At 71.0% G+C, this 15,325-nt stretch carries 10 protein-coding genes; 2 read left to right on the top strand and 8 right to left on the bottom strand.

What is annotated here, in order from left to right:
* Positions 1-40: 40 nt before the first annotated feature.
* Positions 41-2,668 (top strand): RNA helicase, encoded by a 2,628-nt coding sequence (locus CEQ11_RS07635; protein ID WP_088478237.1) that lies wholly within the window; start codon positions 41-43, stop codon positions 2,666-2,668.
* A gap of 107 nt (positions 2,669-2,775) precedes the next feature.
* The gene (locus CEQ11_RS07630) at positions 2,776-4,269 is read left to right on the top strand and encodes an alpha/beta fold hydrolase (RefSeq protein ID WP_227718798.1); all 1,494 of its coding nucleotides are present in this window, start codon (positions 2,776-2,778) and stop codon (positions 4,267-4,269) included.
* Positions 4,270-4,358: 89 nt separating this feature from the next.
* On the opposite strand, the gene CEQ11_RS07625 is transcribed toward CEQ11_RS07630, so the two are convergent.
* The 8 genes from CEQ11_RS07625 to coaE (CEQ11_RS07590) form a co-directional block, all read right to left on the bottom strand.
* Positions 4,359-5,612: a TerC family protein gene (locus CEQ11_RS07625; protein WP_088478236.1), complete on the bottom strand. Its 1,254-nt coding sequence runs from the start codon at positions 5,610-5,612 to the stop codon at positions 4,359-4,361.
* Positions 5,613-5,853: 241 nt separating this feature from the next.
* Positions 5,854-6,678 (bottom strand): putative hydro-lyase, encoded by an 825-nt coding sequence (locus CEQ11_RS07620; protein ID WP_067188935.1) that lies wholly within the window; start codon positions 6,676-6,678, stop codon positions 5,854-5,856.
* Positions 6,675-7,580 carry a hypothetical protein gene (locus CEQ11_RS07615; RefSeq protein ID WP_067188933.1) on the bottom strand — a complete coding sequence of 302 codons (906 nt, stop codon included), beginning with the start codon at positions 7,578-7,580 and terminating at the stop codon, positions 6,675-6,677. The genes CEQ11_RS07620 and CEQ11_RS07615 overlap by 4 nt, the downstream gene beginning before the upstream one ends.
* Entirely contained in the window at positions 7,577-8,356 is a 780-nt protein-coding gene (locus CEQ11_RS07610; protein WP_088478235.1) for a SatD family protein, read from the bottom strand. Before CEQ11_RS07610 ends, CEQ11_RS07615 begins: the two co-directional genes overlap by 4 nt.
* Entirely contained in the window at positions 8,353-9,720 is a 1,368-nt protein-coding gene (locus CEQ11_RS07605; RefSeq protein ID WP_087133434.1) for an MFS transporter, read from the bottom strand. Before CEQ11_RS07605 ends, CEQ11_RS07610 begins: the two co-directional genes overlap by 4 nt.
* Before the next feature lie 2 nt (positions 9,721-9,722).
* The gene (gene uvrB, locus CEQ11_RS07600) at positions 9,723-11,861 is read right to left on the bottom strand and encodes an excinuclease ABC subunit UvrB (RefSeq protein WP_102957508.1); all 2,139 of its coding nucleotides are present in this window, start codon (positions 11,859-11,861) and stop codon (positions 9,723-9,725) included.
* Positions 11,862-11,922: 61 nt separating this feature from the next.
* Positions 11,923-12,669, bottom strand: coding sequence for a dephospho-CoA kinase (coaE, locus tag CEQ11_RS07595; protein WP_082739533.1), 747 nt, complete (start codon positions 12,667-12,669; stop codon positions 11,923-11,925).
* A gap of 187 nt (positions 12,670-12,856) precedes the next feature.
* Positions 12,857-15,235 (bottom strand): dephospho-CoA kinase, encoded by a 2,379-nt coding sequence (gene coaE, locus CEQ11_RS07590; protein WP_067188925.1) that lies wholly within the window; start codon positions 15,233-15,235, stop codon positions 12,857-12,859.
* Between the last annotated feature and the right edge of the window lie 90 nt (positions 15,236-15,325).

Genomic DNA, 15,325 nt, shown 5'->3' with positions numbered 1-15,325 from the left:
CCCACCGTAGGTCCGCCCGCCGCCGATAGGGTAGAGCGCGATGAGCTCCGCGACTTCTTCCTTCACAGACACCCTGACGTCCCTCGGCTCCTCCCCCGAGCCGGACGCGGTGTTCGGCGCCTTCACGGACTGGACCACGTCCCGGGGCATCACCCTCTACCCGGCCCAGGAGGAGGCCGTGATGGAGCTGGTCCAGGGACACAACGTCATCCTGGCCACCCCCACCGGCTCCGGGAAGTCGATGGTGGCGCTGGCCGCCCACGCGGACGCGCTCGCCCACGGCGCCGTCTCCTACTACACGGCGCCGATCAAGGCGCTGGTCTCGGAGAAGTTCTTCGCCCTGGTGGACGTGTTCGGCGCGGACAACGTCGGCATGGTCACGGGCGACTCCACCGTCAACGGGGACGCCCCGATCATCTGCTGCACCGCCGAGATCCTCGCCAACCGGGCCCTGCGCGAGGGCTCGGGCATGGAGATCGGCACCGTGGTGATGGACGAGTTCCACTACTACGCGGACCCCTCCCGCGGCTGGGCCTGGCAGGTCCCCCTGCTGGAGCTGCCCCAGGCCCGGTTCCTGTTGATGTCCGCCACCCTCGGCGACACCAGCCGCCTCGAGGCGGACCTGAACGAGCGCACCGGACGCGAGGTCGCCGTCGTCGCCCACGCCGAACGGCCCATCCCACTGAGCTTCGAGTACTCCGAGACCCCGCTGCAGGAGAAGGTGGAGGAGCTGGTCGCCACACACCAGGCGCCGGTGTACATCGTGCACTTCTCCCAGCTGGACGCCGTGGAGACGGCGCAGGGTCTGGCGTCCGTTTCCGTGGCCTCCAAGGAGGAGAAGGAGGCCATCGCCGCGCGGATCGCCGGGTTCCGGTTCTCCGCCGGCTTCGGCAAGACCCTGAACCGTCTGGTCCGCAACGGCATCGGTGTCCACCACGCCGGCATGCTGCCGAAGTACCGCCGCCTGGTGGAGAAGCTGGCCCAGGACGGACTGCTGAAGGTCATCTGCGGCACGGACACCCTCGGTGTGGGCATCAACGTGCCCATCCGCACCGTGCTCCTGACAGCCCTGTCCAAGTTCGACGGGGAGAGGACCCGCATCCTGCAGGCCCGGGAGTTCCACCAGATCGCCGGCCGCGCCGGGCGCGCCGGCTTCGACACGCAGGGCTACGTGGTGGTCCAGGCCCCGGAGCACGTGATCGAGAACAAGGCGGCCGAGCGCAAGGCCGCCGCCAAGTTCGCGAACGTCAAGGACGAGGCCGAGCGCGCCAAGCGCATGAAGCAGTCCATGAAGGGATCCAAGAAGAAGACCCCGCCGGCCGGCTTCGTCTCCTGGGGACCGGCCACCTTCGACAAGCTCGTGGCCGCCGAGCCCGAGCCGCTGGTCTCCCGCATGCAGATCACGCACTCCATGCTGCTGAACATCCTCGACCGCCCCGGCGACCCCGTCCTCGCCGTCCGCCGCCTGCTGCGCAGCACCCACGAGACGCCGGCCCGCCAGGCCATCCTCATGCGCCGCGCCCTGGGCATCTTCCGCGAGCTGCTGGCCACCGGCGTCGTCGAACGCCTGCCCGAGCCCGACGCCGAGGGCCGCACCGTGGACCTCACGGTGGACCTGCAGCCGGACTTCGCACTGAACCAGCCGCTGTCCCCCTTCGCCCTGGCCGCCCTGGACCTGCTGGACCCGGCCGACCCGAACCACGCGCTGGACGTGGTCTCGGTCATCGAGGCCACCCTGGACCCGCCACGCCAGGTGCTCACCGGCCAGGTCAAGCGCGCCAAGACGGAGGCCGTGGCCGCCATGAAGGCCGAGGGCATGGAGTACACCGAGCGCATGCGCGCCCTCGACGAGGTCACCTACCCCATGCCGTTGGCCGAGCTGCTCGAACAGCAGTTCGAGACCTACCGGGCCGGCGCCCCGTGGCTCGCCGAGTTCGAACTCACCCCCAAGTCCGTGGTCCGGGACATGTTCGAGCGGGCCATGGGATTCGGCGACTACGTGCAGTTCTACGGCCTGGCCCGCTCCGAGGGCGTGCTGCTGCGCTACCTGACCGACGCCGTGAAGGCCCTGCGGCACACCGTCCCGCAGGAGGCCCGCACGGACGAACTGCAGATCATGCTCGACTGGCTGGACGAGACCGTGAAGCAGACCGACTCCTCCCTCCTCGAGGAGTGGGAGGACCTCGTGGCCGGGGACATCGACGAACTCCGCAAGGACCACGAGTCCATCGCCCCGCCGACCCCGCCGCGGTTGACCGACAACGAACAGATCTTCGGCGTCATGGTCCGCAACGCCATGTTCCACCGGGTCCGCCTCTTCGGCGACGAACAGGACCACGCGCTCGCCGAGCTCTCCGGTGACCTGTCTGCCGACGACTGGGCCGATGCCCTCGACGACTTCTTCGAGGACCACGAGGACATCGACGACGGCCCCGGGGCCCGCGGCCCCCAGTACTTCCTGGTGGACCGCTCCCCCGAGGTGCCGTCCCCGGTGGAGCTCACCGGCTCCCGCTGGTGGGGCGTGCGCCAGGTCCTCGTGGACCGCGACGGGGACCTGGACCACGGCATCAACGCCGTCGTGGACCTGGACGCCTCGGACGAGGCCGCCGGCCCCGTCATCACGGTCGTCTCCGTCGGCCGCCCGGAGTCCGGCTGGCAGACCCGCTGACCGGCACCGGCCGCCCGTCCCTCCCCCTTTCCCTCCCGACGACGGCCCCTCGCCCCCCGCCCCATCGACCGTCGCGCTCGCCCGGCCGAGGCGACAGAAGGAGCACCATGACCGAGCAGACCTTCGTGCCCGGCGATCCGCGCGGCTTCGCCGCGCTCGAGCCCGCCGCCCACGAGCAGGGCGACACGATCGCACTGCTGGACGGCACTGTGACCGTGGAGCACCGCTTCACGGTGCCGGTGGACCACTCCCAGACCCTGGCCGAGGCCCGGGAGCACACCGCGGACGGCACGGGCCCGGGCCCCGGCGGCGCCGGAACCCTCACCGTGTTCGCCCGGGAGTTCCGTGCCTCGGACTCGGCGGAGGACGCCGAGAAGCCGTGGCTGCTCTACCTGCAGGGAGGTCCGGGCTCCGGCGGCACCCGTCCGGCACGCCTGGGCGGATGGATGAAGGAGGCGTGCCGCACCCACCGGGTGCTCATGCTGGACCAGCGTGGCACCGGCGCCTCCACCCCGGCCACCGTGGCCTCCCTGTCCGCCCTGTCCCCGCAGGCCCAGGCCGACTACCTGGTCCACCTGCGTGCCCCGGGGATCGTGCGGGACGCGGAGATGATGCGCCTGGCCCTGGGGGTCGAGCGCTGGACCACGCTCGGCCAGTCCTTCGGCGGGTTCTGCACGCTGTCCTACCTGTCCTGGTACCCGGAGTCCCTCGAGCGTTCGCTGGTCACCGGCGGACTCGCCCCCGTGACCGGTCACGCGGACCGGGTCTACCGCGCCACCTACGCCCGGATGCGCGCCCGCGCCGAGGAGTTCTTCGGCCGAGTGCCGCAGGCCGAGGACGGCTGGAAGCGCATCGTGGCCCACCTGCGTTCCCGGGCCGCCGCAGGAGAGCCGGAGATGCTCCCGGACGGCAGCGAGCTGACCGTGGCCCGCGCCCAGATGCTCGGCATGTACTTCGGTGGCAACACCCGCCTGGACACGCTCGTGTACCTGCTCACCGAGGGGCTGGACACCACCGGCGGCACCCCTCGCCTGTCCGAGGCGTTCCGCGCGGCGGTGGCCGGCATGGTCGAGCGCCGCACCCATCCGCTCTACACCGTGCTGCACGAGGCGATCTATGCACAGCCCGACGCCGTCAGCGAGGCCACCGGCTCCGCCGCCACGGACTGGGCGGCCGCGCGTGTGCTCGCCGAGCACCCTGACTTCGACCCCGAGGCCACCGCCGCCGAGAACGCCGCCCCGGTGCCCACCGGCGAGCACGTGTTCGCCTGGCAGGTCGCCGCGGACTCCGACCTCGCCCCACTGGCCGAGGCCACGCAGATCCTCGCCGCCAAGCAGGACTGGGGCCCGCTCTACGACGTCGAGGCCCTGGCGGAGAACACCGTGCCGGTGGCCGCCGCCGTGTACACCGACGACGTGTACGTGGACCGCGACCTCTCCCTGGAGACCGCCGAGGCCGTGCAGGGGCTGAAGGTCAAGGAGTACGGCGAGTTCCACCACGACGGCATCGGCGACGAGGGCGCACGGATCCTCCGTGAGCTCCTCGAACTCGCCGGCGGACGCCCCGCCCCGAACGACGACCCCACCGACACGACGTCCTGACCCCCGCGACTCACCCATGACGCAAGCGGCCGCCCACCTCGAGCAGGTGGGCGGCCGTCGTCGTGCAGCCGGCGGAGCCGGTGCGGGCCTCAGACGTCCGGGCCGTCCTGGGCCACGATCTTCCGGGACACGCCGCGCGAGTCCGTGGCCGAGGCGTCCTGCAGCCGGGCCTCGTGGGCGGAGCGGATGATCGAGGAGAACGTGTCCTTGTGGTCGAGCAGCTCGTCCTTCCACTTCTGGTCCAGGTTCTCGGCCCGCTCGGTCCACTCGTCCATCTTCTCCTCCGCCCTGCGGCGCTCCTCGGCGGGGGCGTCCGCCGGCAGCTTGGAGTACCGGTGCGCGAACTTCTCGGCGTTCTGCAGCGCGATGAGCGCCTTGCCCTTCGGGGAGTACAGGGACACGACCACGGTCAGTGCGAGGACGCCGACGACGACGAGCAGGGACACGGTGGTCGGGATCTCGGCGACCGGCACGTTCTCGCCGCCGTTGATGAACGGCAGGTTGTTCTCATGCAGGGCATGGAGGATGAGCTTCACGCCGATGAAGCCGAGGATCGCCGACAGGCCGTAGGCGAGGTACACGAGACGGTCCAGCAGGCCGTCGATGAGGAAGTACAGCTGGCGCAGGCCCATGAGAGAGAACGCGGTGGCGCTGAAGACGATGTACGCCTCCTGCGTCACGCCGAAGATCGCCGGGATGGAGTCGAAGGCGAAGAGGATGTCGGTCGCACCGATGGCCACCATGACCAGCAGCATCGGGGTCATGACCTTCTTGCCGTCGACCATGCTGAAGAGCCTGTCGCCGTCGTAGTTCTCGGACGCCGGGAGGAAGCGCTTGGCCAGGCGGACCATGATGTTGTCCGCCTCGTCCTCGGCCTCGTCGCCGGCGAGCTCCCCCTTCAGCTGGGAGCCGGCCACGAGGAGCAGGAAGATGCCGAAGATGTAGAAGACGTCCGACCAGGCGTTGATGATCGCCGCACCGAGCAGGATGAACACTGTGCGCGAGATCAGGGCGAAGGTGATGCCGAACAGGAGCACCTTCTGCTGGTAGTCGCGGGGCACCTTGAAGGACGCCATGATCACCAGGAACACGAAGAGGTTGTCGACGCTGAGCGCCTTCTCCAGGATGTAGCCGGTGTAGTACTCGACCGCGTGCTGTGTGTCGCCGAAGGCGAAGAACACGAGGCCGAACACGAGGGCCGCTCCGATGTAGATGGCGGACCAGACCGCGGCCTCGCGGATGGTGGGGGTGTGCGCCTTGCGCACGTGGGCGAAGTAGTCGAACGCGAGCAGGCCGACGATCAGTGCGATCGTCAGCCCCCACGTCAATCCGTTGATCTCCATGATCGTCGGTGCCTTTCAGCTCCAGGACAGGTGGAAACGACCGCAAGTCTCTCCGCCCGGCGCTCCATGGCGCTCTCAGGCCGCTGCGTCCGGCTCCCGGCGACAGGTGACCGTCCATGGTCACGCGTTCCGGTCGCGTGCTGACGTCCGCAGTGTTCGGGATACTCCCCTACGACGCCGACCAGTGTAGCGAAGCGCTCCGCGTGCGGTGGTCAGGTCGGCGCAGGTTCACGGAAACCGCTCAGGCGGGGCGCCGCCCGTCCGGCTGGTCCGTGACGAACATGTGCCCCGGGGCGTGCGTGATCGCCCACGGAGGGCGTGACAGCTCGAGCGCGCGCTGCGGGGTGACGCCGCAGGGCCAGAACACGGGGACGTCACCCGGGTGCATCTCGGTGGGGTCGCCATAGTCCGGGGCATCCAGGTCTGCGATGCCGAGGGCCGCCGGATCGCCGACGTGCACCGGCTCACCGTGGGCCCGCGGCACGCCGGCGGACACGACGGCCGCCCGCGCCACCAGCCGCGGCGGCACCGGCCTCATGGACACCACCAGCTCCCCCCTCATGCGGCCGGCCGAGCGCAGCGGCACGTCGGTCCGGTACATGGCGACGTTGCGGCCCTGGTCGATGTTCCGCACCGGCACGCCGGCCGCCTGCAACGCCGACTCGAACCCGAAGCTGCAGCCGATGAGGAAGGCCACGGCGTCCCCGGTCCAGTGGGAGGTGGCGTCCGCCACCTCGCCCACGAGTTCACCGTCCCGCCAGAGCCGGTACAGCGGCAGGTCCGTGCGCAGGTCCGCGCCCGGTGCCCACGGCGTGGTGGGATCGCCCGCGTCGGTGACGTCCAGCAGCGGCATGGGGGCTGGGTTGCGCTGGGCGAACAGGAGCATCTCGTAGGCCCAGTCCGCGGGCAGGACGATCAAGTTCGCCTGGGTGAACCCCGGTGCCAGGCCCGAGGTGGGCCGGACGAGGCCGCCCCGGAAGCGAGCGCGATGGGCGGCGGGCGCCTCGGAGGCGGCCTGCGGCTCCTGTGCGAGGGCGTCGGCGGCGGACGTGTACGGGTCGGTCATGGGGAGGGCACCTCCAGAAGCGGGCCGTGGGCGGCCGCGAAGATCAGCAGTGCGGAGACGAAGGCCAGGCCCCAGCTGGTCAGGGACCCGACGAGGAACTCCTCGGCGCGGGAGCCCTTGCCCGCGTCCGCGGAGATCTCCGGGAAGCGGACGATTCCCTTGGCGGCCATGAGTGCCGCCACCACCTGATAGGCGCCGGCCAGGCCCAGACCTGCCAGGAGCAGACGCTCGACCGGGCCGATCCAGCGGCCGCCGCGCAGGCCGGAGTCCGGGGCGCCGGACTCTTCTGTGGTGCCGGTGGACGCGTCGGCCCCGGCTGTGGGAGCGTCCGGGGGCACCTCGACGGCGGCCGCGACGGCGGCCTCGCCGGTGGTCTCGGATACGGCGTCGTCGCGAGGGTCGTCTGCAGGTGCCTGGGCGGGGGCTGGCGGCCCGTCCTGGGTGGACGGACGGCCGGCGAGGACGAGGACGTCACGGGTGATCCGGTTGCCCGGCTCGATGAGGAACGCCAAGGCGCCGAGCACCACCGGCCATCCGGACCCCAGCGCCACGTGGAGGCCGCCGTAGGCCACCAGCTCGAGGCCGGCCAGCAGGACGAGCACCGCCACGAGGACGGGCGAGGCCCAGGCGCGTGTCCCGGCGGCCGTCCAGGCGCAGCCCGCCGCCAGGGCCAGGGCGCCGGCGAGGAGGACGGGGGCGGCGTCGGCTCCTCCGGAGCCGCCGTGCCCTCCGAGGGACGAGGTGAGGGCCACGAACACCAGGGTCAGCAGGACGACCACCGCGCCGACGCCGAGACCGATGAGCCGGTGGCGTGCGGTGGGGACCGCCCCAGGCCCGCGACCGGCCAGCAGGGCCACGGTGAACTCGGTGGCGGCCAGGCACAGCAGGACGACGCCGATCATCGGTGCTCCTGCCCCGTCCGGGCCGGCCGTCCGGCGGCCTGCGCCAGCAGATGGTCCACGTCCACGAGCATCCGCCCGCCGGAGCGGGTCAGCGACTGCGACACGGCGGACTGGCTGATGCCCTCGGCCTCGGCCACGTCCTTCTGGTAGACGCCGTCCAAGGTGGCGCGGACGATCCGCCGCTCCCGCGGCTTCATCGCTCCGATGAGGTGCTCCAGCAGGCGGGCCGCCGCCGCCTCCAGTCCGGGCACCGCCTCCCCGTCCTCCGCAGCGTCCCCGGCGGCGGAGCGCACCTCGAGCGTGGCCGCCTTCGCATCCCGTTCGTGCCCGGCCTCGATCGCGGCGCGCGCGGACCACCAGGCGTCGCCGTCCTGGATCGGTCCGCCCTGGCCGTCGGCCAGCGCGGTCACATGTCCGAGCCCGATGCCGAAGCGCAGGCGCACCGGCTCCCGAAGGGCCAGCATCACCCGGAGCAGGGCGCGCAGTGCGGTGGGCAGGTCCGGGTAGACGGCCTGGAACTCGTCGCCGACGGTCGCCCACGGCGGGACCTGCCCCGCGCCCGGGGCCGGGGGCTGGTCCCCGGCTGTACCGGCACTCGTCTCGTCCGTCCCCGCCTGCCCGTCCGCATGCGACGAAGCCGATCCGCAGACCTGCCCATGGGCCTCGGCCCAGGCGTGCAGCACCTGCTCCTGCGCGGATGCACGGTCCGGGAGCAGCCGCGACCCGACCAGATCCGCGATCACCGCCACGGCCGGCACGGCCCCCTGCTCGGTCATGACATCACTTCCTGACTGATACTGACATTAGTATAAGCATGACGATCATGGCGCAGGGTGGCGAGCACTCCCGCGAGGCCCGCCAGGCAGATCACACCGCCCACCACGGCGAGCCCGTGGAATCCGATGACGGCCATGATCAGCCCGGACAGCGCTGCCGCCACCGCGGCACCGGCACCCATCCCGGCATCCGTGACGCCCTGGACCAGCACCCTGCGCGGGCCGGCCGCATGCTCGGACACGTAGGCGGAGCCTGCCACCGTCACCAGGGACCACCCCAGACCCAGGAGGATGAGCGCGACCGTCACGGCCCCCCGGCTGCCCGGCCAGGCGAAGGCCGTCACGCAGGAGCCCAGCAGCACGCCCTCGCCCAGCGCCATGGTCCTGAGCCGCCCCCAACGGTCGGCGAGCAGGCCCACGAGCGGGGACAGCGCGTACATGCCGGCGATGTGCAGCGAGATGACCAGCCCGATCACCACGAGGGTGTCCGCGTCCGTGTGATGGTGTCCGGCCGCCGCCTGACCGGCATGCCCCGCGTGCTCGGCGGCGGCCAGCTGGGACAGGTGCACCGAGGTCATGGCCATGATGCCGACCATCACGGTGTGCGCGGCGACCACGGAGCCCACGCCGAGCAGGAGCCTGCGGCTCGCCACGGTCACCTTGAGGCCGTCGCGGAGCCGGGGTGCGGCGACCTTCTCGGCGGCCTCCTGACCCACCTCCACGTCCGGGCGCAGGTGCAGGGGGTCCGGCCGCAGCCCGATCTGCAGGACGGTCACCGCAAGGACCATGCCGACCAGGGAGAACAGGAAGGGTCCGGAGGTCTCCGGCAGCCCGAGCGCCTCGGCGACAGCCGAGCCGGGTCCGATGAGATTCGGCCCGGAGACGGCGCCGACGGTGATGGACCAGACCACGATGCCCAGGTCCCGCCCGCGGGTGCGGTCCTCGGCCAGGTCGGTGGCCGCGAAGCGCGCCTGCAGGTTGCCGGCACCCCCGAGGCCGATGAGCAGCGCCGCGAGCACCAGCACCGGGTAGCCGATCCCCGGCAACGGCCCCTCGAGCATGGGGGCCACGATCATGCCCAGCGCACCGAACGCCGCGATGCCGTAGGCCGTGGACAGCGTGATGCGCCGCCCCTTGGCCAGGGCCAGCCGGGCCAGCGGCAGCGCCGACAGCGCACCGGCGAGGGACAGCGCCATGGTGGTCGTGCCCGCCAGCGCGTCGCTGCCCGAGAGCTCGGCCGCCATGAGGGAGCCGACGGCCAGGGCGGCGCCGTTGCCGATGCCGGAGAAGACCTGGCTCAGGGACAGGGTGGTGACGACCCTGCGCTGATGACGTGCCCGGGCGACCCCGTGGTCCCGGCCCATGCTCAGCCCTCCCGCTTCATCTGACGCAGCTCCTTCTTCAGCTCTGCGACCTCGTCGCGCAGGCGCGCGGCCAGCTCGAACTGCAGCTCGGCGGCGGCCTGGTGCATCTGCCGGGACATCTGGGTGATGAGGTCCTCGAGGTCCTTCGCCGGCAGCGTGGCGGCGTCCACGGCAGGGCTCGCTCCGTCCTCGCCCTCGCCCTGCTCGGCGGCGTCGGCGCGCGCGGAGGTGATGCCGCGGCGGCCCATGCCGAAGTCGAAGCCGGACTTCACGCCGCCCATGCCGGAGAGGAAGTCCGCGGTGTCCGCGTCCTCGCGGGCCAGCTGGTCCGTGATGTCCGCGATGCGCTTGCGCAGCGGCTGCGGGTCGATCCCGTGCTCCCGGTTGTACGCGATCTGCACGGCCCGGCGGCGCTCGGTCTCGTCGATGGCCCGGCGCATGGAGTCCGTGACGTTGTCCGCGTACATGTGGACTTCGCCGGAGACGTTGCGGGCGGCGCGGCCGATGGTCTGGATGAGCGAGGTGGTGGAGCGCAGGAAGCCCTCCTTGTCCGCGTCGAGGATGGACACCAGGGACACCTCGGGCAGGTCGAGGCCCTCGCGGAGCAGGTTGATGCCCACGAGCACGTCGAAGGTGCCCTTGCGCAGCTCACGCAGCAGCTCCACACGCCGGAGGGTGTCCACGTCCGAGTGCAGGTACTCGACCTTCACGCCGTGCTCGAGCAGGTACTCGGTGAGGTCCTCGGCCATGCGCTTGGTCAGCGTGGTGACGAGGACGCGCTCGTCCTTGGCCGTGCGGATGCGGATCTGCTCGAGCAGGTCGTCGATCTGCCCCTGCACGGGCTTGACCACCACCTTGGGGTCCACCAGGCCGGTGGGGCGGATGATCTGCTCCACGTAGCCGTCGGCCTGCGAGAGCTCGTAGGGTCCGGGGGTCGCGGACAGGTACACGGTCTGGCCGATGCGCTCGAGGTACTCGTCCCACTTCAGCGGCCGGTTGTCCATGGCCGACGGCAGCCGGAACCCGTGCTCCACCAGGGTCCGCTTGCGTGACATGTCCCCCTCGTACATCGCGCCGATCTGCGGGATGGTCACGTGGGACTCGTCGACCACCAGGAGGAAGTCGTCCGGGAAGTAGTCCAGCAGGCAGTGCGGGGCGGAGCCGGCGGGTCGGCCGTCGATGTGCCGGGAGTAGTTCTCGATGCCGTTGCAGTAGCCCATCTGCTGCATCATCTCGAGGTCGTAGGTGGTGCGCATCCGCAGCCGCTGGGCCTCGAGGAGCTTGTCCTGGGACTCCAGCTCCTGCAGGCGCTCGCGCAGCTCGTCCTCGATGGACGTGATGGCCTTCGCCATGCGCTCGTCGCCGGCCACGTAGTGGGAGGCCGGGAAGATGTACATCTCGTCCTCCTCCCGGATCACCTGGCCGGTGAGCGGGTGGAGTGTCTGGATGGACTCGATCTCATCGCCGAAGAACTCGATGCGCACGGCCAGCTCCTCGTACATGGGGATGATCTCGACCACGTCGCCGCGCACGCGGAAGGTGCCGCGGTGGAAGTCGGTGTCGTTGCGGACGTACTGCATGGCCACGAACTGGCGCAGCAGCGCGTCCCTGTCCATCTCCTGCCCCTGCCGGAGGGTGACCATCTGCTCGATGTACTCCTCCGGTGTGCCGAGGCCGTAGATGCAGGAGACGGTGGCGACCACGACCACATCACGGCGGGTCAGCAGCGCGTTGGTGGCCGAGTGGCGCAGACGCTCGACCTCCTCGTTGATGGAGGAGTCCTTCTCGATGAAGGTGTCCGTCTGCGGGACGTATGCCTCCGGCTGGTAGTAGTCGTAGTAGGAGACGAAGTACTCAACCGCGTTGTGCGGCAGCAGATCGCGGAACTCGTTGGCCAGCTGCGCGGCGAGCGTCTTGTTCTGGACCATCACCAGGGTGGGCCGCTGCAGGGACTCGATCAGCCACGCGGTGGTGGCGGACTTGCCGGTGCCGGTGGCTCCCATGAGGACGACGTCCTTCTCGCCGGCCTGGATCCTCTCGGTCAGCTCGGCGATCGCCGTCGGCTGGTCCCCCGAGGGCTGGTAGGGGCTGACGACCTCGAAGGGTGCGACGACGCGGTTGATCTGCTGGGCCAGGCTCATGCCAGCCAGCCTACGCGGGTCGGCGGACGCGGTGCGGTCCTCGCCCGCCGTCCCGACGACGTCACCGGCCTTGGGCGCGCCCCTCGCCGCGGTCCTCGGCCGGCTCGGCGGCGTCGGCAGCCGGTGCCTCGCCGGCCGGCTCGTCCCGGCCCTGGGTGGAGTCCGGGTCGAAGCCGTCGCCGTCGACGGCGATGAAGCGGTCCCAGACCTTGTTCGCCGCGCGCTTCAGCGCATCCAGGTCGGCGTCGTTGACCAGGAGCACGTCGGCGGCCTTGCGGCGCTCCTCGTCGCTCGCCTGGGCGGCGATGCGGTTCTGGGCGTCCTCCACGGTCATGCCGCGGTCCTCCACCATGCGGCGGATGCGCTCCTGCACCGGCGACTCGACGACGACGACCAGGTCGTAGGCGGAGGCCTGGCCGGACTCGACGAGCAACGGCACGTCCTGGACCACCACGGCGTCCGGGCCGGCCTCCGCCACGAGCCGGCGGCCGAAGGCGCGGATGCGCGGGTGGACGATCCGGTTGAGGCGCTCGCGGGCGGCCGGGTCGGTGAAGACGATCTCGGCCATGGCGGCACGGTCCAGGTCCCCTTCGGCGGTGATGACGCGGTCGCCGAACTCGTCCTGGACGGCGGCGAGGCCCTCGGTGCCTCGGGCGAGCACGTCGCGGGCGATCTTGTCCGCGTCCACCAGGATGGCGCCGCGCTCGGCGAACACCCGGGCCACCGTCGACTTGCCGGCGGCGATGCCGCCGGTCAGGCCCACGTGCAGACGGGGACGGGAGGGGTGGGGTGCGACGGTCTCGGTCACGGAAGTCTCTCCTCGGTGGGTCGGAAGGCGGAGGCGAGGGGGCCGTCGTCGTCAAGGGCGCCGTCCCCGAGAGGCCGCGCGCGAGGCGGGCCGCTGTGCTCCGGCCCACAGCACGCTACCGGCCGGGGCCGCCCGAGGGCGACACCGGCCGGCGGCGTTTCGTCCCGGTGTCCGGGACGGCGGCGGATCAGGCGTCGGTGGACGCCGCCTTCACCTGGTCCAGCACGGGCTGGACATGTTCGGACCAGTAGGCGTCCACCGCAGCGGAGAGCTCCTCACGGGTGCCGGAGTTCTCGATGGTGGTCCAGCCGGGAGCGTCGCTGGGGTCCGCGTCCTGGGCATCCGCGTCGATCTCGGCCCAGGCCTGCTCGCGGGTGAGGCCGAGTTCGGCCATGAGCCGCTCCACGCGGGACTCCACCGAGGACTCGACCACGATCACGCGGTCGAAGTCGCGGGCCGAGGAGGACTCGTCCAGCAGGGCCAGGTCCACCACGAGGACCGCGTCGTCGCCGATCGCGGCGGCCCGGCGGTTCGCCTCGGCCTTCACGTGCGGGTCGACGACCTCGTAGAGGCGGGTGCGGGCGGCGGTGGACTCAGCGGTCAGGGCGTCCACGGCGGTCCAGTCCACGGAGCCGTCCGCGCGGACCATGTCCTCGCCGAACACGCCGCCGAGTTCCCGGACGGCGGGGTGGCCGGCCACGAGCAGTTCGTGCATGAGGTCGTCGTAGTCCACGACGACGGCACCGTGGCGCGCGAACTCAGAGGCCACGAGGGACTTGCCGGACGCCACGGCACCGGACATGCCGATGGTGACGGCGGCGCGTTCGGCGACCGTCTTCTGCTGGTGCCAGGTGTTCGGGGTGTGCGTGTCGTACTCCGGCTCGGTGCCGACCTCGAACTGCGGGCGGATGGAGTAGTCGGTGATGTCCACGCCGCCCTCCTGGGCACGGCGGTGGTACTCCTCCGCGGGGAGCACGGGCTTCCACTGACGGGTGCGCATCGGCTTGAGGGAGCCGGCGTCCTCGCGCAGGGCGCGCAGCAGCAGGGCGGCCTGCATGAGGGTCAGGACCATCACCGGGAAGCCGATGACGATGATGACCTCCTGCAGGGCGTCCAGGCCGTCCTCGCCGGCGGTGGTGATGATGGCCGTGCAGACCAGGCCGATGGACAGGCCCCAGAACACACGCTGGCGCCGGGTGGTCTCCTCCTCGTGCCCGGAGGCCATGGCGTCCATGACGAGGGCGCCGGAGTCGATGGAGGTGACGAAGAAGATGACGATGATCAGCAGGGCGAACGTGGCGACCGGCAGGTACAGCGGCATGTGCTGCAGGTACTGGAACAGCGCGGCCTGGACGTTGCCGTCCACCACGATGGTCTGGGTCATCTCACCCGGGGCGCCGGGCGCCGACGCGGTGGACCGGTCCAGCTGGTAGGAGGAGAAGCCGTAGACCCCCATCCAGATGATCACGAAGGCGGTCGGGATGCCGATGCCGGCGAAGACGAACTCGCGGATGGTGCGGCCGCGGGAGATCTTCGCGACGAACAGGCCGACGAACGGTGCCCAGGACACGGTCCACGCCCAGTAGAAGACGGTCCAGTCACCGGACCAGGCGCCGCCGCCCAGGGTGTCGCTGAAGGTGGTGAGCATGGGCAGCGCCTGCACGTAGCGGCCGACGGACTCGACCATGCCGCGCAGGACGTTGAGCGAGGACTCCGCCCACATCAGGCAGTAGAGCATGAAGGCCACAGCCATGCAGATGTTGATGTAGGACAGGCGCTTGACGCCCTTGTCCATGCCGGCCAGCACGGAGGTGAGCGCGGCGGCGGTGATCACGGCCATGATCAGCGCCTGGACCCAGCCGGCGATCGGGGTGCCGAACACGTAGTTCATGCCCGCGTTGATCTGCAGGGCGCCCAGGCCGGTGGACACGCCGATGCCGAACACCGTGGAGACGATGGTGACGACGTCGATGGTCTTGCCGATGGGTCCGTGGATGCCGTCGCCGAGGATCGGCTGGAAGGCGGAGGACACGCGCGGGGGAAGCTTGCGCTTGTACGTGAAGTACCCGAAGCACAGGCCCGGCACCAGGAGGATGCCCCACATGTGGATGCCGAAGTGCAGGTTGGCGAAGTTGATCGCCTGCATCAGGGCCTGGTCCGTGTAGGGATCGGTGCCCTCCAGCGGGGGGTTGGCGTAGTGGTTCATCGGCTCGGCGATGCCCCAGAACATGAGCACGGCGCCGACGCCTGCGGCGAAGAGCATGCCGAACCAGGCGATGCCGGAGTGTTCCGGGGTGGCGTCGTCGTCGCCGAGCTTGACGCGGCCGAAGCGGGAGAACGCGAGACCGAAGGCGAAGACCACCAGGCAGGTCGCCGAGGCGGTGTAGAACCAGCCGATGTCATAGCGCAGCCACTGGGCGGCCACGCCGAAGACCTGCTGGACCGGGCCCGGGAACGCTCCCATGGCGACGGTGAAGACGATGATGACCAGGGCCGAGGCGAAGAAGATCGCGGGCGAGGTGCGCAGCCCCAGGCGGTCGTGAAGGCGCGTCAGGAATGAGTTCATTCGAGTGGGGTGGTGTCGTCGAAACCCGGGGCGGCCGGTCCAAAGGGCCCGCGGCCGGGTGCGGTGCCGGAAGAGCACTGCCGACGATCC

The sequence above is a fragment of the Micrococcus sp. FDAARGOS_333 genome, from assembly GCF_002206575.2.
GTDB lineage: Bacteria > Actinomycetota > Actinomycetes > Actinomycetales > Micrococcaceae > Micrococcus > Micrococcus lylae.
This window is presented reverse-complemented; position numbering and strand designations above follow the sequence as displayed.